17 protein-coding genes are annotated in these 20,267 nt (G+C 67.8%); 12 read left to right on the top strand and 5 right to left on the bottom strand.

The annotated features are described in order from the left end of the window. Positions 1-26: 26 nt before the first annotated feature. Positions 27-977 carry a 1-phosphofructokinase family hexose kinase gene (locus WS57_RS24720; protein WP_009689524.1) on the bottom strand — a complete coding sequence of 317 codons (951 nt, stop codon included), beginning with the start codon at positions 975-977 and terminating at the stop codon, positions 27-29. Between the two features lie 201 nt (positions 978-1,178). Here WS57_RS24720 and WS57_RS24715 point away from each other — a divergent pair, with 201 nt between their 5' ends. Beyond that, entirely contained in the window at positions 1,179-2,975 is a 1,797-nt protein-coding gene (locus WS57_RS24715) for an adenosylcobalamin-dependent ribonucleoside-diphosphate reductase (protein WP_059514563.1), read from the top strand. Positions 2,976-3,051: 76 nt separating this feature from the next. Here the strand turns inward: WS57_RS24715 and ftsH are convergent, their stop codons facing one another. The 3 genes from ftsH to WS57_RS24700 are packed head-to-tail and all read right to left on the bottom strand — an operon-like array spanning position 3,052 to position 6,165. After that, complete coding sequence (gene ftsH / locus WS57_RS24710; protein WP_059514561.1) at positions 3,052-4,935, bottom strand: ATP-dependent zinc metalloprotease FtsH; 1,884 nt, start codon at positions 4,933-4,935, stop codon at positions 3,052-3,054. 33 nt (positions 4,936-4,968) lie between these two features. After that, the gene (locus WS57_RS24705; protein WP_009689520.1) at positions 4,969-5,478 is read right to left on the bottom strand and encodes a BCAM0308 family protein; all 510 of its coding nucleotides are present in this window, start codon (positions 5,476-5,478) and stop codon (positions 4,969-4,971) included. Positions 5,479-5,517: 39 nt separating this feature from the next. Then, positions 5,518-6,165, bottom strand: a complete 648-nt coding sequence (locus tag WS57_RS24700) for a BON domain-containing protein (RefSeq protein ID WP_059514559.1) — start codon at positions 6,163-6,165, stop codon at positions 5,518-5,520. Between the two features lie 290 nt (positions 6,166-6,455). On the opposite strand from WS57_RS24700, the gene WS57_RS24695 reads away from it, so the two are divergent. From WS57_RS24695 to WS57_RS24650, 10 genes are all read left to right on the top strand, one after another. Continuing rightward, positions 6,456-6,644: a DUF2964 family protein gene (locus tag WS57_RS24695; RefSeq protein ID WP_059505352.1), complete on the top strand. Its 189-nt coding sequence runs from the start codon at positions 6,456-6,458 to the stop codon at positions 6,642-6,644. Between the two features lie 222 nt (positions 6,645-6,866). Continuing rightward, positions 6,867-8,369, top strand: coding sequence for an efflux transporter outer membrane subunit (locus WS57_RS24690; protein ID WP_059600813.1), 1,503 nt, complete (start codon positions 6,867-6,869; stop codon positions 8,367-8,369). Further along, a complete protein-coding gene (locus WS57_RS24685; RefSeq protein WP_069244943.1) occupies positions 8,366-9,439 on the top strand; it encodes an HlyD family secretion protein in 1,074 nt (357 codons plus the stop codon). Before WS57_RS24690 ends, WS57_RS24685 begins: the two co-directional genes overlap by 4 nt. After that, positions 9,436-12,264 (top strand): ribosome-associated ATPase/putative transporter RbbA, encoded by a 2,829-nt coding sequence (gene rbbA / locus WS57_RS24680; RefSeq protein ID WP_069244942.1) that lies wholly within the window; start codon positions 9,436-9,438, stop codon positions 12,262-12,264. The genes WS57_RS24685 and rbbA overlap by 4 nt, the downstream gene beginning before the upstream one ends. A 2-nt stretch (positions 12,265-12,266) precedes the next feature. Beyond that, positions 12,267-13,391, top strand: a complete 1,125-nt coding sequence (locus WS57_RS24675; protein WP_012218238.1) for an ABC transporter permease — start codon at positions 12,267-12,269, stop codon at positions 13,389-13,391. 156 nt (positions 13,392-13,547) lie between these two features. Next, positions 13,548-13,769: a DUF2964 family protein gene (locus WS57_RS24670; protein WP_006415456.1), complete on the top strand. Its 222-nt coding sequence runs from the start codon at positions 13,548-13,550 to the stop codon at positions 13,767-13,769. After that, a complete protein-coding gene (locus WS57_RS24665) occupies positions 13,766-14,902 on the top strand; it encodes an ABC transporter permease (protein WP_006415422.1) in 1,137 nt (378 codons plus the stop codon). The genes WS57_RS24670 and WS57_RS24665 overlap by 4 nt, the downstream gene beginning before the upstream one ends. After that, on the top strand, positions 14,899-15,603 hold the full coding sequence (locus WS57_RS24660; RefSeq protein WP_059514550.1) for an ABC transporter ATP-binding protein: 705 nt from the start codon (positions 14,899-14,901) through the stop codon (positions 15,601-15,603). Before WS57_RS24665 ends, WS57_RS24660 begins: the two co-directional genes overlap by 4 nt. After that, positions 15,600-16,685, top strand: coding sequence for an HlyD family secretion protein (locus WS57_RS24655; protein WP_006415444.1), 1,086 nt, complete (start codon positions 15,600-15,602; stop codon positions 16,683-16,685). The genes WS57_RS24660 and WS57_RS24655 overlap by 4 nt, the downstream gene beginning before the upstream one ends. Then, positions 16,663-18,153, top strand: a complete 1,491-nt coding sequence (locus WS57_RS24650) for an efflux transporter outer membrane subunit (protein ID WP_006415442.1) — start codon at positions 16,663-16,665, stop codon at positions 18,151-18,153. The genes WS57_RS24655 and WS57_RS24650 overlap by 23 nt, the downstream gene beginning before the upstream one ends. 20 nt (positions 18,154-18,173) lie before the next feature. Here WS57_RS24650 and WS57_RS24645 read toward each other — a convergent pair whose 3' ends face one another. Beyond that, positions 18,174-18,623: a hypothetical protein gene (locus tag WS57_RS24645; protein ID WP_069244941.1), complete on the bottom strand. Its 450-nt coding sequence runs from the start codon at positions 18,621-18,623 to the stop codon at positions 18,174-18,176. 230 nt (positions 18,624-18,853) lie between these two features. On the opposite strand from WS57_RS24645, the gene WS57_RS24640 reads away from it, so the two are divergent. Beyond that, positions 18,854-20,257, top strand: a complete 1,404-nt coding sequence (locus WS57_RS24640; RefSeq protein WP_009693634.1) for an MBL fold metallo-hydrolase RNA specificity domain-containing protein — start codon at positions 18,854-18,856, stop codon at positions 20,255-20,257. The last annotated feature ends 10 nt before the right edge of the window (positions 20,258-20,267 follow it).

Below are 20,267 nucleotides of genomic sequence, written 5' to 3'. Positions count from 1 at the left end.
CGCGCATCGACGCGATCTCGCACACATCAGCCCGTCTGGTCGTCAGCTTGCTCGCGCAACAGTTCGGCGTGAATCCGCTCCACGTCGTCGCGCGTGCACAGCGCCGTCCCCGGATGCTCGACTGAAGCGGCTGAAGCCGCCAGCGCATAGCGGCACGCTTCGTCGAACGGGACGCCTCGCGCCAGCGCCCAGACCATGCCGCCGACGAAACTGTCGCCAGCGCCGACCGTGCTGCATACCGCTGCCTGCCTGCCGGGCAGGCGCAGCGCGCCGTCGCGCGTGACGACCCATGCGCCGCGCGCACCGAGCGTCAAAGCGACAATTTCGGCTTGTCCTCGCGCCACGAGTTCGCTTGCCTTCCGGCATGCCGACGTGTCGTCGAGCGATTCGCCGGCCAACGCACTCAGTTCCCCGAGACTGGGCTTCACGAGATGAACGCCGGCCTCAAGAGCAACTTGCAGCGCCCGCCCCGCCGCATCGATGATCACCCGGCTGCCCCTTGCCTTGGCAGTCCGCGCGAGCGTCGCATACAGGTCGTCTGGTGCACCGGGCGGCAGGCTGCCGCTCAACACGAGATAGCGCGGCGGCGGTTGCATGGCGTCGATGCGGATTGCGCAGTCGCACCACTCGGCCTCGGAGACCAACGGCCCCGGCATCAGGAAGCGGTATTCGCGCCCGGTCGCGGTTTCGGTTACGCACACGTTCTCGCGCGTCTCGCCGCCGATCCGGATGCGCACCGCCGGCAGGCGCTCGGCTTCAAGCAGCAGCGCCAATACGTCGCCGGTCGGCCCGCCTGCGAGGTACAGCGCGACGCAGTCGCCCCCTAGGCGGTGAATGGTTCGGGCGACGTTGATTCCGCCTCCGCCGGGGTCGCGCCGCGGCCGTGCACAGCGCAGCTTGTGTGTATCGACGATGCGCTCGACGGACGTCGCGACATCGACGGCCGGGTTCAAGGTAACGGTAACGATGTCGGTCATGGTGCGTGGTTTGCAGTCGATGGCAGGCGCTGCGAATCGCGGTAACCTCTGCGTGTCGGCCGTGACTCCACCTTACGTTCGATGCCGGTCGCGGCGTTGATCGGTGTCAAGCGACGCCGTGAAGGCGCCCGGTTGCGCTCGATCAATGACACATCCCGGCAGGCTTCTACAGTGAATCATTCGTCGTTGCCGGGCCCCGCCATGGACGAGCAGCCGCTTTGCAACACCGTATTCGCCGAACGCTATGCGCAACCCGGCGAGGCGTCTCGCGCGGACGTGTTCCATCGCGTCGCCCATGCCCTGTCGCTTGCCGAGCCGGCCGAGCGACGTGCGCAGGTGGAGCGCGCGTTCTTCGTTAACCTACAGCGCGGCGCGATCGGCGCGGGCCGCATCCTCGCCAATGCCGGCGCGGACAATGGCAGGACGATGATCAACTGCTTCGTCCACCCGCTCGCGATTCCTGCCGACGCCCCCGTGCAGGCGGTCGACACGGCGCTCGAGCATGCGCTCGCCGATGCACGGGTCACGTTATTGATGGGCGGCGGAATCGGTTACGACTTCTCGCCGGTCCCGCCCGCCGACGCATACGAACGGCACCAGTCGTCCGGGCGCGGTGCATGCGCAGCGATCGACCGATTCGACGCCATGTGCCAGGCACTGCCGTTCACCGGCCCTCGTCGGGGGGCGCAAATGGGCGTGTTGCGCTGCGATCATCCGGATCTGGTTGCGTTCGTCACCGCGAAGCGCGGACGATTGCGCTGGCCGACGTTCAACATGTCGGTCGGCGTCACGGACGCGTTCATGGAGGCGGTCCGGTACGACCTACCGTGGGCGCTCGTCCATCATGCGCCACCGCGCTGCGCATCCGGCGCACCACCGAGGCTACCTGACGGGCGTTACCTACACGCAATGGCTTCGGCCCGAACGCTCTGGCATGAGATCATTAAGGCCGCTCGCGACAGTGCCGAACCCGGCCTGCTGTTCCTCGACACGATCCGCGACGCGAATCCGCTGCGCGAGCACGAGCGGATCGACGCGACGAACCCGTGCGGTGAACAGCCGCTTCCGCCGTACGGCAGTTGCGTGCTGGGGCCGATCGACCTGTCGCGCTTCGTGCTCCACCCGTTCAGTATCGACGAGATGCCGCGCTTCGACTTCGCGATGCTCGCCGACGCGGTGCGCGTCCAAGTCCGCATGCTAGACAATGTGCTCGACCTGACCGCGTGGCCGCTCGCCGCGCACGAGTGTGAGGCGCGGCGGACACGGCGCATCGGGGTCGGCGTGACCGGGCTTGCCGACGCATTGACGATGCTGCAGCTGCGCTACGACAGCGTGGAAGCACGCACGTTCGCACGCGGGATCGTGCTGAGGATGCGCGAGCATGCATTTGCCGCATCGGCCGCGCTGGCTGCTGAGCGCGGCGTTTTTCCGGCCTACGACCCGGCCGCCTACTTGGCCGGCCCCGCGTATCTCACGCCGTTGCCGCTGAAAGTGCATCACGCGATCGCGCGGCATGGGCTGCGCAACAGCCATCTGCTGTCGTTCGCGCCGACCGGCAGCGTGAGCCTCGCATTCTGCGACAATTGTTCGAACGGGATCGAACCGGCCGTCGGCTGGCAGCAGCGTCGCATGGTCCGCACCGCCAACGGGCAGATCCGGCCGTTTCTGGCGGAGAATCACGCTTCCCGGCTGTTCCGCGAACTGCATGGTGAGAACGTCAAGCTGCCGGACTATTTCGTCACGGCCGCGGAAATCGCGCCGGCGGATCATGTCGCGATGCTCGCGGCCCTGCAGCCATGCGTCGACGCCGGCATCTCGAAGACCGTGACGATGCCCGGCCAGTGTTCGCTCGCAGAGGTCGACGCGTTGTTCTTCCAGGCGTGGCGCGACGGGCTCAAGGGCATCACTGTCTTCCGGCCCGATCCGCGGCTCGCCTCAGTCGTGGCCGATGACGCGGCGCTCGCGCGGCGCGACGGCCCGGTGTGCATCGGCTGTTGAACGCCACGATCGCCGGTGGCAGGCCTCCGGCGCGATCGTGGTGTTCGCTTCTTCAGGTGGAGACGCCCGCGGTCGTTTACGTGTCGGCTTCCGCCAGCCGGGGCGGCACGTCGGCATCGTCCGGCGGCGCGATGAGTGCCACCAGCATGTCGTGATCGACGGATTCGCGCTGCAGCAAGCTGAGCGCGATCCGTTCAAGGGCATCGCGGTGCTCGACGAGCGTCGCCGTGACCCGTGCATGCGCATCGTCGAGCAGCGCGCGCACCTCTTCGTCGATCAGTTGCGCCGTGTGCTCGCTGCAATGGCCGTCGCCCGGCGTCCACACGCCCGGCGCGCCGCCCTGGCGGGCGCCGTCGTCGAGCGTCGCGAGGCCGACTTCCTCGCTCATCCCGTACTGCATTACCATGTGACGCGCCAGCGCGGTCGCCCGCTCGAGATCGTTCTGCGCGCCGGTCGACACGTCGCCGAACGCGATTTCCTCGGCCACGCGTCCGCCGAGCAACACGTCGAGCCGGTCGAGCAGTTCGCTTTTGCGCAGCACGTAGCGATCCTCGGTCGGCACCTGCTGCGTGTAACCGAGTGCCGCGATCCCGCGCGGAATGATCGACACCTTCTTCACGGGGTCGCAGTGCGCGCGACTTTGCGCGACCAGCGCATGCCCCGATTCGTGGTATGCGATGGTCCGCTTTTCCTGTTCGTTCATCACGCGGCTCTTGCGCTCCATGCCGGTCATCGCGCGATCGATGGCTTCGTCGAAATCGGCCATCCCGATCGCGGGCTTGCCCAGTTCGGCCGCATGCAACGCGGCTTCGTTGACGACGTTCGCGAGATCGGCGCCGACGAAGCCGGGCGTGCGCTGCGCCAGCTCGGTCAGGTCGACTTCCGGCGCGAGTTTCACGCGCTTCGTATGCACGGCCAAGATCTGCTTGCGTCCGGTCAGGTCCGGCCGGTCGATCGCGATGTGCCGATCGAAGCGCCCGGGGCGCAGCAACGCGGGATCGAGAATCTCGGGCCGATTGGTCGCGGCCATGATGATAACGCCCGAATTAGCCTGGAAGCCGTCCATCTCGACGAGTAGCTGGTTCAGCGTCTGTTCGCGCTCGTCGTTGCCCGACATCAGACCGACGCCGCGCGCCTTGCCAAGCGCATCGAGCTCGTCGATGAACACGATGCACGGCGCGCTCTGCTGGGCCTGCTCGAACAGATCGCGCACTCGCGCCGCGCCGACGCCGACGAACATCTCGACGAACGCCGAACCGCTGATCGTGAAGAACGGCACCGCTGCCTCGCCGGCGACCGCACGTGCCAGCAGCGTCTTGCCGGTGCCGGGCGCGCCGACGATCAACACGCCCTTCGGGATCTTGCCGCCGAGCCGCTGGTAGCGTTCGGGGTTCCGCAGGAACGCTACGATCTGTTGCAGTTCGGCCTTCGCTTCGTCGATACCCGCGATATCGTCGAACGTAATGCCGGTTTCCTTCTGCATGTACACGCGGGCGCGGCTTTTGCCCATGCCGTTCAGGTCCCTCATTCCGCCCGGCCTTCGCATCATGAAATTCCAGATCACGACGAAGCCGATCAACGGGAAGATCCATGCCGCGAGCGTCTCGATCCAACCCGTATCCGTCGCGCCGCGGTAGCGAATCCCGGCATGCGTCAGCGCAGCGACCAGGCCTTCGTCGCTCACCCGGTTCGTCGTGAAGCGCCACGGCGGCCCTAACTCCTTCACCTCTGCCGCGTCGGACGCGGGGAGCGCGGCGCCGGCCGCCGGCATGCGCAGCGTGCCCGAGATCGACGATTGGCCGATCTCGAGTTCGTCGACGAGCCGTGCTTCCACCAAGCGGTGAAAATCGCTGTACGAAATCGACGTCGCCGCCGGCTGACGCGCCAGCAGTTGGAACGCGACCAGCACGGCGAACGCGATCGGGATCAGCAACCCGGAGTAGTCGAATGATTTCTTCATGGGATCGAACCTGCCCGGCTGACGACCACCCGCTCACGCTTCACCGCGCGTCCAGTGTGCGCGCAGCACGTCGTCGCCGTCGCGGTAGTTGATCGCGAGATCGCCGTGGTGCGCACGCAGCAGCGCTTCACCGAGGCGGCGGACCATGTGTACGCCCGTCGTTCGAACAATGAGCGATTCGGCGGATTTCTCGATGTCCATGATGCGTTCGAGTGCATGCTCGCTCGTCTCCAGATCGGCCTGATGCTCGAGCAACTTGAGAATCGTCGAGCGGTGCGCTCGCAGATACTCGCCGTGCAACACCAGTTCGCCCGCTGGCACGTTTTCCCGCATTCGCTTGCAGGCCGGGCATTCGAGTTGGCGCCGGTCGAGCGCGGTCGCGGACCATGTCCAGCGGCCCGCGTCGCAGACCGCGCCGCAACCTTCGCAGACGTGGTCACCTGTCGGCCGCTTCGGATCACGGTAACTGTCCTTCGTATGCGGCTGCATGCGCTTGTCGCGGCGCAGATAATTTCGGCTGGGGCCGGTATGCGAACGCTTCATCGCTGTTTCTCCTGGTAGTAGACCGCACGTGCAAGCCGGTCAGGCTACGGTCAGCCGGTCGACGACTTCGCGCACGCCCCTGACCGACGCCGCCGCGCCGCACGCGGCACGCTTTTCCGCCAGCGACGCGACCGCGCCCGTCAGCGTGACAACGCCGTCGGCCGCGTCGATCGAGATTCCCGCGGATTCACGGTGCGCGCGGCGCGCAAGCGCCTCGGCGATCCGTGCGCCGACGTCCGGCACCGTGCGGTCGGCACGCACCCGGATGCGGTTCGCCACGCCGACGACGCCGATCATCCGGCTCACCATCGCCTCCGCCGCCCGGCTCTGATACGCATGATCGACTTCGCCATCGAGCGTCACGCAGCCGTGATCGACCTCGACGCTGATCTTGTGATCGCGCAACGCCTCCTGCCATCCGAGCGCGAAGGTGATCGCGATCGCCAGTTCCTGGTCCGCGCACGCGTTCTCCGGCGGGGCGACAGTCAGTTCGAGCACGAGCGCGCGCGCATCGGCGATATGCAGTGCCGCTTTCTGCGCCTCGAGCTTCTGGGCCCAGCTGTCGACCGTGCCGCGCAATGTCACGATCCGGTCGCGCACCTCGACGTCGATCCTGCGTGCATCGATCGCCGGATTCCAGAACAACGCCTGCTCGACATCCTGCTTGAGTACTGCATCGGATTTCATGTCGGTCTCCCGTCGGCCCGTGCCGGCCGCAAAGCATGCGAGCGAGCGCGTGCGGCACCGTGTACAGCATCACGCACGGCCGCGCGGGCGGGTTGACGAGGATCAATCAAAGGCGGGCTGGCGGCGGAGGCCGTCGGGCAGGCGATGGCCGATTTTGTCCGTTGACGCAGATCAACCGCGCAACCAGGCGCGACGCCATCATGAATCGGCGGACGTCGCGAAAACCGCCGCAACCGGCGCGTTTCGCATTCGTACGACCGTCGACGTCCACCGCTTTCCGGGAGACCGTCATGATCCACAAGCAGTACCGCATCGTGCTCGCGACGCTCTGCGTGTTCATCGCGATTGCGTCGCTGGTCGGCATCGTTCACGGGATGCTGTTCGACGAGGAGGTGTTCAGGTACTCGATCGTCACGCTGATCTCCAGCATCCTCGCGTTCGTCGTGCTGCTCAATCCGGGGCCGGGCGATCGCCCGTGACAGGCACCACGCGGTTGCGTCCGCCATGCGATCACGAAACCGTCGGAGTCACGCCGCGACGCGTGCGTCAATCGAGGGGCGGCTCGAAACGCATTCCCGCCCGAGTGACACAGATCAAGGGGAAACCCTGCAATCGTCGGATATAAGTGAATCCGAAGCGGCAGCGCCTGGAGGGCGACGCCATCCCGTATTCCCGCATTTCAGTATTCGACGAGGCATCCCATGCGCGCTGCCGCGCCTGCTGTTCGCTTTCATCCTGCCGTCGTGCGGCGCATGCGTGCCATTGCGCTCGCGGCAGGCGTGGGGCTGCTGTCGGGCTGCCTGTCGCTTGCGCCACCCGACGAGCGCCCCGCCGCACCGATTCCCGCATCCTTTCCGGATCCTTCCGCCGACGCGACGCCCGCGACATCCGCGGCGCCTGTGCCCGAGTGGCAGGTCTACTTCGTCGACGCACGCCTGCGCGCGTTGATCGGGCAGGCGCTCGCCGACAACCGCGATCTGCGCGTGGCCGTTGCACGGGTCGAGCAGGCGCGGGCGGTCTACGGCATCCGCAGCGCCGATCAATGGCCGACGATCGGTGCGGGGGCGGCCTATGCACGGTTTCGCACGCCGGGTGGCTTCCTCACGCCGGCGCCCGTCATCGGCCAGCTCTACGAAGTCCAGCTGGCCGAGACGCAGTGGGAGCTCGACTTCTGGGGACGTGTGCGCAACCTAAAGGACGCGGCGCTCCAGCGCTATCTCGCGAGTGACGCGGCGAAACGGGCGGTGACGCTGAGCGTCGTCACCGGTGTCGCTAACGCATATCTGAACCTGTGCGAAATCGACGAACGCATCGCGCTGACCCGCGCGACGATCGACACACGCCGCGAATCGCTGCGGATTTTCCGGCTTCGCCACGCGGCCGGCGCGATCTCCCGCCTCGACCTGACGCAATCGGAAATCCTGCTGCAACAGGCAGAATCGCTCGGCGTCCAGTTGCAGCAAGTGCGCGCGACGGCCGCCGATGCGCTGGCGTTGCTCGTCGGTGCGCCGCCGGCGCTGGCCGACACGCCGCTCGCGCTCGACGACGGCGCGGTGCTGCCGTCGCTCGCCCCCGGCCTGCCGTCGTCGCTGCTGACCCGGCGCCCGGACGTGATCGCGGCCGAGCGCGAACTACAGGCGACCCGCGCGAACATCGGCGCGGCGCGCGCGGCATTCTTTCCGCGCATCGCACTGACGAGCGCGATCGGCTCGGGAAGCAGCGCGCTGCATGACCTGCTGTCGTCCGGCGCGGGCGTGTGGTCGGTGATTCCGAACGTGACGCTGCCGCTCGTCGACGGCGGCCGCAACCGGTCGAATCTCGCGCTCTCGCACGCGCAACGCGACGAGGCGCTCGCGCAGTACGAGAAGACGCTGCAGCGCGCGTTCCGCGACGTGTCCGATGCGCTCGCGGCGCGCCACTGGCTCGCCGACCAGGTCGCCATCGAGCGCGCCACGCTGACGTCGCAGGCCGAGCGCGCACGCCTCGCGAAGCTGCGCTACGACAGCGGGGCAACCCGCTTCCTCGAAGTGCTCGATGCCCAACGGGACCTGATGAACGCCGAACAGCAGCTGGTCATGACGCGCCGTGCGCTGCTGTCGAGTCGCGTCGCGCTGTACGGCGCGCTCGGCGGCGGCGAGATCGACACCGGCAAGACCACCGCGGCAACGGCTCCCCTTTCGACAGACTCGGACAACACACCATGAAAACCATTCCGCGCCCTCTTCTGACCGGTGTCGGTGCGGCCCTGCTCGCGATCGGCCTCGCGTACTACGGGTGGACGCGCTGGCGCGACGGCCAGACGGATGCGGGGCTCGTCAGCGGCAACGGCCGCATCGAGGCGACCGAAATCGACGTCGCGACCAAGCTGCCGGGGCGCGTCACCGCCATGCTCGTCGACGAAGGAGACTTCGTGACGGCCGGCCAGCCGCTCGCACGCATGGACATCGTCGTCCTTCAGGCGCAGCTCGACGAAGCACGGGCGCGCGAGCAACAGGCGGTGAACACCGCGGCGAGCATCGACGCGCAGGTCGCGCAGCGCCGCAGCGACAAGGCTGCGGCCGCGGCCGTCGTCGTGCAACGGGAAAGCGAGCTGGACGCGGCCACGCGACGGCTCGCGCGGTCCGAAACGCTGTCGCGCGACGGCGCGTCGTCGCTGCAGGAGCTGGACGACGATCGCGCGCGCGCCGGCAGCCTGCGCGCGACCGTGAACGCCGCGCGCGCGCAGGTGGAAGCGGCCCAGGCCGCCGTCGACGCAACGCGCGCCCAGCTCGTCGCGGCGCGCTCGGCCGTGACGGCCGCGCAGGCGACCGTCGCGCGCGTGCGGGCCGACATCGCGGACAGCGAGCTGACTTCGCCGCGCGACGGGCGTGTCCAGTACCGGATCGCGGAATCGGGCGAAGTCCTGCCGGCAGGCGGCAAGGTGCTCAACGTAGTCGACCTGTCCGACGTCTACATGACGTTCTTCCTGCCCGAAGCGGTCGTCGGCCGGGTGCCGCTCGGCGCCGACGTGCGGATCGTGCTCGATGCGGCGCCGGAATACGTGATTCCCGCACGCGTGTCCTATGTGTCGAGCACCGCGCAGTTCACGCCGAAAACGGTCGAGACGGCCACCGAGCGGCAGAAGCTGATGTTCCGCGTCAAGGCACGCATCGATCGCGATCTGTTGCAGCGCCACCTGAAACTCGTGAAGACCGGACTGCCGGGCGTCGCGTGGCTGAAGACCGACCCGCGCGCGGGCTGGCCGGATCGCCTCGCGATCAGGGTGCCGCAATGAACGCGCCGACGCCCGCCGGCACCGGTGCCGGAGCGAGCGATCGTTCGCCGGTGTCGGCCGATCCGCGCATGGTCGCCCGGCTGTCCGCCGTCTCGCTGCGCTACGGCGACAAGTACGCGCTCGACGACGTGACCCTCGACATCCCGGCCGGCCGCATGATCGGGCTGATCGGGCCGGACGGCGTCGGCAAGTCGAGCCTGCTCGCGCTCGTGTCCGGCGCGCGCGCGATCCAGCAGGGGCGCGTATGGACGCTCGACGGCGACCTGGCGTCGCGCCGCCATCGCGCGCGCGCATGTCGGCGCATCGCCTACATGCCGCAGGGCCTCGGCCGCAACCTGTACGCGACTCTGTCGGTCGAGGAAAACCTGCAGTTTTTTGCGCGACTGTTCGGCCACGATGCCGCGGAGCGCCGTCGCCGGATCGACGCGCTGACGCAGAGCACCGGCCTGCAGCGGTTCCTCGATCGCCCGGCCGGCAAGCTGTCCGGCGGCATGAAGCAGAAGCTCGGCCTGTGCTGCGCGTTGATCCACGATCCCGACCTGTTGATCCTGGACGAGCCGACGACCGGCGTCGATCCGCTGTCGCGCGCGCAATTCTGGGAACTGATCGGCCGCATTCGCGCCGCCCGCCCGGCGATGAGCGTGCTAGTCGCCACCGCGTACATGGACGAGGCCCGTCGCTTCGACCGGCTGATCGCGATGGACGCGGGCCGCGTGCTGGCAACCGGCAGCCCTGACGAGCTGCTCGAGCGCACCGGTTGCGACACGCTGGAAGCCGCGTTCATCGCGCTGCTGCCGGAGGCGCGCCGGCGAGGACACCAGTCGGTCGTGATCGAGCCGTTCCAGCCCGACCAGGCCGCCGGCTACGCGATCGAGGCCGACGCGTTGACGATGCGGTTCGGCGATTTCGTCGCGGTCAACCACGTGAGCTTGCAGATCCGCCAAGGCGAAATCTTCGGCTTTCTCGGCTCCAACGGCTGCGGCAAGTCGACGACGATGAAGATGCTCACCGGCCTGCTTCCCGCGTCCGAAGGCACGGCGACGCTGTTCGACCGGCCGGTCGCCACGAACGACATCGACACGCGCCGGCGCGTCGGCTATATGTCGCAGGGGTTTTCGCTCTACGGGGAACTGACCGTGCGGCAGAACCTCGTGCTGCACGCGCGCCTGTTCGGCGTGCCGGAACCGGACGTGCCCGCACGCGTGACCGAAATGGTCGAGCGCTTCGGGCTGGCCGACGCGCTCGATGCGCTGCCCGAGCGCCTGCCGCTCGGGATGCGGCAGAGGCTGTCCCTGGCGGTCGCGATGGTGCACAAGCCCGAGCTGCTGATCCTGGACGAGCCGACCTCGGGCGTGGACCCAGTCGCGCGCGACGACTTCTGGCGGCTGATGATCGCGCTCGCGCGCAACGATCGCGTCACCATCTTCATTTCCACGCACTTCATGAACGAGGCCGCACGGTGCGACCGCATCTCGCTGATGCATGCGGGCCGCGTGCTCGCGAGCGCAGCGCCGGCTGAACTGGTGCGCCTGCGCGGCGCGGCCACGCTCGAGGACGCGTTCATCGGCTACCTGAGCGATGCGCAGCATGCTGACGCTGACGGTGCGGAGGGCGCGGGCGGCGCGGCGGCCGATGCGCCGCCCGACGCCGGCTGGCTCGCGGCGCCCCTCGCGGCGGCCGGTGCCGCCCACGCGGCCGCGTGGTTCAGCCCGGCACGCGCCGGCAGCTATCTGTGGCGCGAGGTGCTGGAATTGCGGCGCGATCCGTTGCGCGCGACGCTGGCGCTGTTCGGCTCGCTCGTGCTGATGTGCGTGATCAGCATCGGGATCAGTCTCGACGTCGACAACCTGACGTTCGCGGTGCTCGACCGCGATCAGTCGATCCTGAGCCAGGACTATGCGCAGAATCTGGCCGGGTCCCGCTACTTCGTGCCGCGCGCGCCGCTCGCGGACGACCGCGACATCGAGCGCCGCATGCGCCACGGCCAGCTGTCGCTCGCGCTCGAGATACCCCCCGGTTTCGCGCGCGACGTCGCGCGCGGGCACCGCGTGGAGATCGGCGCGTGGGTCGATGGCGCGATGCCGATGCGCGCGGAGACGATCCGCGGCTATGTGGCCGGCATGCACGAAAACTGGATGCGCGACCAGGCCAGGCGCCGGCTCGGCGTATCGCTCGTTCCGGCCGTGGATATTGCGATCCGCTATCGCTACAACCCCGACGTCAAGAGCCTGCCGGCGATGATTCCGGCGATTATGCCGATGCTGCTGCTGATGCTGCCCGCGATGCTGACGGCGCTCGCCGTCGTGCGGGAACGCGAACTCGGGTCGATAGTCAACCTGTACGTGACTCCCGTCACGCGCGCCGAATTCCTGCTCGGCAAGCAGGCGCCATACGTCATGCTGGCCATGCTGAACTTCCTGCTGATGGCCGTGCTGGCCGACGTCGTGTTCGGCGTGCGGATCAAGGGCAGTTTCGCAACGCTGGCGGCCGCCGTACTGATATTCAACGTCGTGGCCACCGGCATCGGGCTTTTCGCGTCGACGTTTACCCGCAGCCAGATCGCGGCGATTTTCATGACGATCGTCGGCACGCTGATTCCGGTCGTGCAGTTCTCGGGCCTGCTCACGCCGCTATCGTCGCTCGAGGGCAGCGGCAAGTGGATTGGCACCGTCTATCCGGCCACTTACATGCTCGCGATCAGCCGCGGCGTCTACAACAAGACGCTCGGCCTGGCCGACCTGTCATCCCAGTTCTGGCCGATGCTCGCGTCCGTGCCGGTCATCCTGGTCATGACCGGCGTTCTGCTGCGCAAGCAGGAGCGCTGACCATGTCGCGCCTGCTCGTCATTTTCCGGCTCGGGGTCAAGGAATTGTGGAGCCTCGCTCGCGACCCGATCCTGCTCGCGCTCATCGTCTACACGTTCAGCGCGTCGATCTACGTTGCCGCCACCGCTCGCCCGGAAACGCTGCACAAGGTGCCGATCGCGATCGTCGACGAGGATGCGTCGCCGCTGTCGGCGCGCATCGCGGCGGCGTTCTTCCCGCCGCAGTTCGCGCCGCCGCCGATCGTCGACGCCCGCGCCGCCGATCGCGGGCTCGACGACGGCGACTACACGTTCTCGCTCGACATTCCGCCCGACTTCCAGCGCGACGTGCTCGCCGGCCGCCACGCGACGGTCCAGCTCAACGTCGACGCAACCCGCATGACGCAGGCGTTCACCGGCGGCGGCTACATCCAGCAGATCGTATCGGGCGAGATCGATGCATTCGTGCGGCGCCATCGCGGCACGGCATTGCCGCCCGTCGATCTCGCGATGCGCATGCGCTTCAACCCGAATCTCGACGAAGTCCGGTTCGGCGCGCTGATGGAGCTGATCAACAACGTCACGATGCTGTCGATGATCCTCACCGGGGCCGCACTGATTCGCGAGCGCGAGCACGGCACGATCGAGCATCTGCTCGTGATGCCGGTGACCGCGGCGGAAATCATGCTCGCGAAGGTGTGGTCGATGGGGCTCGTCGTCGCGGCGGCTGCCGTCGCGTCGCTGATGTTCGTCGTGGGCGGCGCGCTGCACGTGCCGATTCCCGGCTCCGTGTCGCTGTTCGTGGCCGGCATGGCGTTGCACCTGTTCGCGACGACATCGATGGGGATCTTCCTCGCGACGCTCGTGCGCAGCATGCCGCAGTTCGGCATGCTGCTCGTCCTCGTGCTGCTGCCGCTGCAACTGCTGTCGGGCGGACTGACGCCGCGCGAAAGCATGCCGTCCGTTGTACAGGACGTCATGTTGGTCGCGCCAACCACCCATTTCGTCGAGCTCGCGCAACGCATCCTGTATCGAGGTGCCGGGCTCGATGCGGTGTGGGCCCAGTTTGCCGCGCTGTTCGCGATCGGATGCGTGCTGTTCCTGCTGTCGCTGACGCGATTCCGCAAGACGATTGGTCAGATGACTTGATCGGCGCGTCGCGACAGCGACGCCGGAATTCGTCCGTTGATACAGATCAATCGTGCCGGCGCGCGGCACGCGATCATGACGCCATGTCTTGCGCAACCAGCGGCGGCTGCGTGGGCGGCACCGCCCTCCGCGACGCCCGCTTCCCGGGAGAACGTCATGATGGGTCTGCCATACCGAAGCGCGCTTGCAACGTTCTGCGTGTTCATCGCGCTCGCCTCGCTGCTGGGCGTCGTGCACGCGATGCTGATCGACGAGCGGGTCGTCCCGTACGCGATCATCGCATTGGTGTCGGGCATCGTCGCGTTCGTCGCGCAGCCGGATCCGGCATCGTCCGGGCGACAGCGGCACGGGCCGGACGCGCTGGATTCGCCATCATGAACGGCATTCTCCGTCTCGCGTTCAAGCTGCTCGTCAACGACAGCGCGAAATTCACCGCGCTGACCGTCGGCATCACGTTCTCGGTGCTGCTGATGATCGAGATGACATCGCTGTTCGCCGGCATCCTGAACAAGTCGTCGGCGTCGGTCATCAATATCGGCGCGAAGGTCTGGGTGATGGATCCGGCCGTGAAGACGATCGCGAACAGCATCGGCATGCCCGACTACGTGCTCGACGCCGTGCGCAGCATCGATGGTGTCAAGTATGCGGTACCGCTCTATTCCGGCGGCGCGCTCGTCAAGCTGCGCTCCGGTACCTATCAGGCCGTGACGGTCGTCGGCCTCGACGACGCGAGCCTGCTCGGTCGCCCGACGATGCTGCAGGGCCGCATCGAGGACATCTACGCGGAAAACGGCTTCATCGCGATTCAGGATCCCGAGTTTCCGAAGCTCGAGAATCCGTCCGTCGGCACCGATTTCGAGTTGAACGATCATCGCGGCGTGATCGTCGGCATCGCGAAGGTCGCCGCGAGCGGATTGTTCGGCACGCCGACGCTTTACACTACCTACGCGCGCGCGATCCGCTACATTCCGTCGCCGCGCTTCACGACCTCGTACATCCTCGTCGAGCCGAAGTCGGATGCCGACGTCGCCCACATCAAGGCCGTCGTGCAATCGCTCGGCTATCGCGCATACACGCGCGACGAATTCATCGCGCAGATCGCGCGCTTCTACAAGTACGAGACGGGGCTCGGCACCAACATCATGCTGATGACGATCATCAGCTTCATCATCGGCCTGTCGATTTCAGGCCAGACGTTCTATGCGTTCATCCTCGAGAACCTGGACAAGTTCGGTGCGCTGAAGGCGATCGGTGCGAAGAGCCGCGAGTTGGTCGCGATGATCCTGTTCCAGGCGACGTTCACCGCGCTGACCGGCTACGGCATCGGCGTCGGGCTGTGCGTGCTGATGATCAGTCTCGCGAAACTGCGGATTCCAGACTATGCGGCGCTCGTCACGTACGGCAACCTGTCGCTCGCGTTCGGGATGGTGGTCGTGATCGCGACGATCTCGAGCTATCTCGGGGTGCGGCGCGTGTTGCGCATCGAGCCATTCGACATCTTCCGGGGATGACGATGGCCGGCATCGCGATCGACGCGCGCGGCGTCAGCAAATGGTTCGGCGAAGGCGACGCGCGCACGCAGGCGTTGCGCGACGTGTCGATGCAGGCGAACTTCGGCGAGATGCTGCTGATTGTCGGGCCGTCCGGCAGCGGCAAGACGACGCTGCTCAGCGTGATCTCCGGCATCCTGCGACCGGACGGCGGTTCGGTTTCGATCGACGGCGTCGACCTGTGGTCGCAGCCGAACGACGCGATCGCCGATTTCCGGCTGAACCGGATCGGCTTCGTGTTCCAGGACTACCACCTGTTCCCGCGGCTCACGACCGCGGAGAACGTGGCGATCCCGCTGATCCTGAAGCGCCGGTCGTGGAATGACGCGATCAAGGAAGCGCACGCGTACCTGGACGTCGTCGGGCTCGCGAACCGCGCGCAATTGCCGCCCGTGAAGCTGTCCGGCGGCGAACAGCAGCGCGTCGCAATCGCCCGCGCGATCGTCAGCCAGCCCGACCTGCTGATCCTCGACGAACCTACCGCGTCGCTCGACGGCGACACGGGCCGCATGATCATCGACTTCGTCAAGCACAAGTTGCTCAACGACACGCGCTGCATCGTGATCGTCACGCATGATGCGCGGATCTTCGAATACGCGGATCGCGTCCTGCGGATGGAAGACGGCAAGCTGAACGGCATCGAGCGCGGAGGTGCGCGATGAAACACCGGCTCGTGTTCGTGGCGGCCGTGCTCGGCTTCCTGGCAAGCGTCGTCGCCGCGTGGGTCTATAGCCGCCAGGAGCCGCCGCAGCCGCCGGTATTCAAGCCGGCGGCCAATCCGTATGCACGCGGCGTCTATGCGAACGGCATCGTCGAGAGCGAGCAGCCGGCCGGCGCGAACGTGAACGTCTATCCGGACGTCTCGGGCGCGGTGACGCGCATCCTCGTGCACGACGGCGATCCGGTGAAGGCCGGCGACGCGCTGCTGACAATCGACGACTCGGTGCAGCGCGCGACCGCTGCCCAGCTTGCGGCACAGGCCGACGCGGCCGACGCGCTGCTCGACGAGCTGAAGGCGCAGCCGCGCCGCGAGGTGCTCGACGTGGCCAGTGCGCAGACCGCAGCCGCGCAGGCGAGCCTGAAGCTCGCGCAGGATCAGTACGACAAGCAGCGGCACGCGTACGACATCGATCCGAAAGCCGTCAGCCGCGATGCGCTCGACACGGCCGCGAACACAGTTCGCGTCGCGGCGGCCAACCTGGACGTCGTGACGCGACAGTATCGTCTGACCAAGGCCGGCGCGTGGCGCTACGACGTGCGCAACCAGGAAGCGCAGGCCATCGCGCTGCGGCGCGCGGCCGACGCGGCGGCGGCCCTGCTCGCCCGCTACACGCTGCGCGCGCCGGCGGATGGCACCGTCCTGGCGATGAACGCGGCCGTAGGCTCCTACCTGACCTCGCAGGGGCTCTACGACACCTACACGCAGGGCAACGCGCCGGCCGCGGTGCTCGGCACGCCGGTCGACCGCCTGCAGGTGCGCTGCTACGTCGACGAAATCCTGATCCACCAGCTACCCGACCTGCATGCGTTGAAGGCACACATGTTCGTGCGCGGCACGTCGGTCGAGGCCGATCTCCAGTTCGTGCGCGTGCAGCCGTACGTCACACCGAAGATCGAGCTGTCCGACCAGCGCACCGAGCGCGTCGACGTGCGCGTGCTGCCGGTCATTTTCCGTATCGTGCCGAACAGGAATGTGCGGCTGTTTCCCGGACAGATCGTCGATGTCTACGTCGCAGGCAAATAACGGGGTCCGTTGCGCGCCCGCCCTGCGCCGCGGAACCGGCGCGCTGGCCGTCGCCGTGCTGCTCGCCGGATGCACGGTCGGGCCGAACTTCGTGCCGCCGCCCGCGCCGCGCGTCGCGCGCTTCGTGCCGCCCGACGATCCGGGCGCGGCGTCCGGCTCCTGGAGCGGCGATGGCCGGACGCAGGCGTTGTCGACGGACGCGGCGCTCACGCGCGACTGGTGGACGCGCTTTGGCAGCCGCGCGATCGACTCGACCGTCGCCGAAGCGCTGACCGGCAGCCCGACGCTCGATCTCGCCGAAGCGACGCTGCGGCGCAGCGAGCACGCGCTGCGGGCGGGCCAGGGGATCTTCTTTCCGCAGGTGGATGCGCAGGCCGGTGCGTCGCGCCAGCGCGCCTGGCCGCTGCGCACCGGCCAGGCGTTGCCGGCGTCGATCTTCAACCTGTTCACGCTGTCGGCGACGGTCAGCTACACGCTCGACCTGTGGGGCGGCGAACAGCGCCAGGTCGAAGCGCTCGCGGCCGACGTCGATGCGCAACGGCAAGCGCTGGCGGGTGCCTACCTGATGCTGACCGCGAACGTCGTCAATACGATGGTCGCGCGCGCGGCCTATCGCGACGAAGCCGCGGCGACGCGCGAAATGATCGGCCTGCTCGATGAGCAGATTCGTCTGACAGGTGCGCAGGTGACGGCCGGCGCGGCGGCCTACGTCGCGGTGCTGACGCTGGAATCGCAGCGGGCGTCGCTCGAGGCGGCGCTGCCCGCACTCGACCAGAAACGCGCGCAGGCCGATGATCTGCTCGCGCTGCTGGCCGGGCGCTATCCGGTCGACTGGCGGACGCCGGACCTGTCGCTCGACGGGATCGAACTGCCCGCCAGCCTGCCCGACACGGCACCGTCATCGCTGGTGCGTCGCCGCCCCGACATCCTGCAGGCTGAAGCCCAGCTGCACGTGGCCAGCGCGCAGGTCGGCGTCGCGACGGCCGCGCTCTACCCGAACCTCACGCTGTCAGCATCGGGCGGGTTCGACAGCGTCGTCGCCAGCAAACTGTTCGCGCCGGCCGGCCGCGCATGGAGTGTCGGCGCCGGACTCACTGCGCCGATCTTTCATGGCGGCACGCTGTTGAACCGGCGGCGCGCCGCGCAGGATGCGTACGACGAAGCCGATGCGGCCTATCGGCAGGTCGTTCTGTCGGCGTTCTCGCAGGTGGCCGACACGTTGCGCGCGCTTGCCAACGACGCGATGGCGCTCGATGCGCAGGCGCGCGCGATGGCCGCGGCGCGTGACGCACTGAAGCTCACGCAGGCCGGTTACGACGCGGGGATCGCCGGCTACGTCCAGTTGCTGGTCGCCGACCTGCAATACCATCAGGCGCGGATTGCCTGGCTGCAGACGGTCGCGCAGCGCCTGCAGGACACGGTCGCGTTCTACGTCGCGCTCGGCGGCGGCTGGGGTGACGCGGGCTGACGACCGCGCTTCACGGACCATTAGCCCGTCTGCGGCACGACGTCGGGCCGCTGCCACGGCGGTAACTCCGCCCAGCCGAGCGGCCCGTAGACGGTGCCGCCGGCAGCCTCGATCCTTTCGACGAACGTGGCGAGCGTGGCCCCGGCCGGCACGGTCAGCGTCAACGCATCGACGAAATCCTCGCTGCGCAGCCACGGCGCCGCGCCGTGGTTGATCTGCTGGACGCTCCACGCATGCCCGTGCCGCCCGGCCTCGGGCGGCAACAGACTCGGCGCGTCGAACGCTACCCGGAGCAATTGCGCGCGCGAATCGCTGTACGGCGGCTTCGCGGCATTCTGGTACGGCACGTCTGTCCAGCGCTCGCCGCACTGTTCGTCGAGCGGCAAGCAGGTGAACCACGCCCACGGCGAGCGGACGAAGCACAGCCGGTAATGCTGCCCGGCACCGTCCAGATTCACGATCAACGTCATGATGGGTTCATCCCGAAAGACGCGTGATGCCGATACGCATCGCGCACGCAGAATCACTATCCTGCCGCGTCCTGGGCCGAAGATTGATCCTCGTCAACCCGCGCGCCACCTGGGAATCTCGCCCGGCCGGCGGCACAAGGATTCCGCAATTCCTGATTTCGGTCAACCGCCGTTCGCGCGTTCGGGATGTAATCGACCTGCTGTTCCGTCGACTCCCGGTGAGACAATCCATGAAACTGACTTTTCTCGGCGCGACCGAAACCGTGACCGGCTCGAAGTATCTGGTCGAGCACGGCGGTCGACGTGTTCTGGTCGATTGCGGCCTGTTCCAGGGCACGAAGAACCTGCGGCTGCGCAACTGGCGGACGCTGCCGCTCGCCCCCGACACGCTGGACGCCGTCGTGCTCACGCACGCGCACATCGATCACACCGGGTATCTCCCGGTACTGGTGCGCGAAGGCTATCGCGGGCCGGTGTACTGCACAGCAGCCACGGCCGAACTCTGCGACATCATGCTACGCGACAGCGCGCGGCTGCAGGAGGAGGAAGCCGACTTCGCTAACCGGCACGGTTACTCGAAGCATCATCCGGCGCAACCGCTCTACACGCTGGACGACGCGCAGCGCGCGCTGCGCCTGCTGACGCCCGTCGCGTTCGACGAATGCACGGCGCTGGGCGGCGCCGTGTCGTTCCGCCTGCTGCCGGCCGGGCACATCCTCGGCGCGGCGAGCGTGGTGATGCACTGGGATCAGAAGGTGCTCGCGTTCTCGGGCGACCTCGGCCGGTATCACGACCCGATCATGCAGCCGCCGCGCCCGCCCGCGCATGCCGACTATTTGGTCATCGAATCGACATACGGCGACCGCCTGCATCCGGCGTCGGATCCCGAGAACGAACTGGCCGAGATGTTCGACAAGACCTTCGCGCGTGGCGGCGTCGTCGTGATGCCCTGCTTCACCGTCGGCCGCGCGCAGGAAATCCTGCACTACATCGCGCGGCTGAAGGCATCCGGCCGCATGGCGCGCGTCCCGGTGTTCGTCGACAGCCCGATGGCGACGGACGTGACCGAAATCTACCGCCACCATATCCTCGAGCACCGCCTGACCGTCTCCGAAGCGAACGCGCTGGGCCATGCGGCAACGATGATCCGGTCGGTCGACCAGTCGAAGGCGATTGCCGAACACCACGGCCCGATGGTCATCATTGCCGGCAGCGGGATGGCGACGGGCGGACGCGTGCTGCATCACCTGGCCCGCTACGCGCCGGATGCGCGCAACACGATCGCGCTGGTCGGCTACCAGGCCGCCGGCACGCGCGGCGCGGCACTGGCCGCGCACGAGCCGACGCTGAAGATTCACGGCGAATACGTTCGCGTGCGCGCGCAGGTCGAGTCGATCACGACGCTGTCGGCCCATGCCGACTACGAAGAGATCCTGAAGTGGCTCGGCACGATGCCGTGCGCGCCCGTGCGGACGTTCGTCACGCATGGCGAACCCGCCGCCGCGGATGCGATGCGCCGACGCATCGAGGAGCGCCTGCACTGGCGGTGCGAGGTGCCGACCTACGAGCAGTGCGTCGATCTGGACGCGGTTGAATCCGGCAACACGCAGGAGCCTGCCGCGCTGCCTACGTGACCCGAAGCGC

It is taken from the genome of Burkholderia pseudomultivorans (genome assembly GCF_001718415.1).
Classification (GTDB): Bacteria; Pseudomonadota; Gammaproteobacteria; order Burkholderiales; family Burkholderiaceae; genus Burkholderia; species Burkholderia pseudomultivorans_A.
This window is presented reverse-complemented; position numbering and strand designations above follow the sequence as displayed.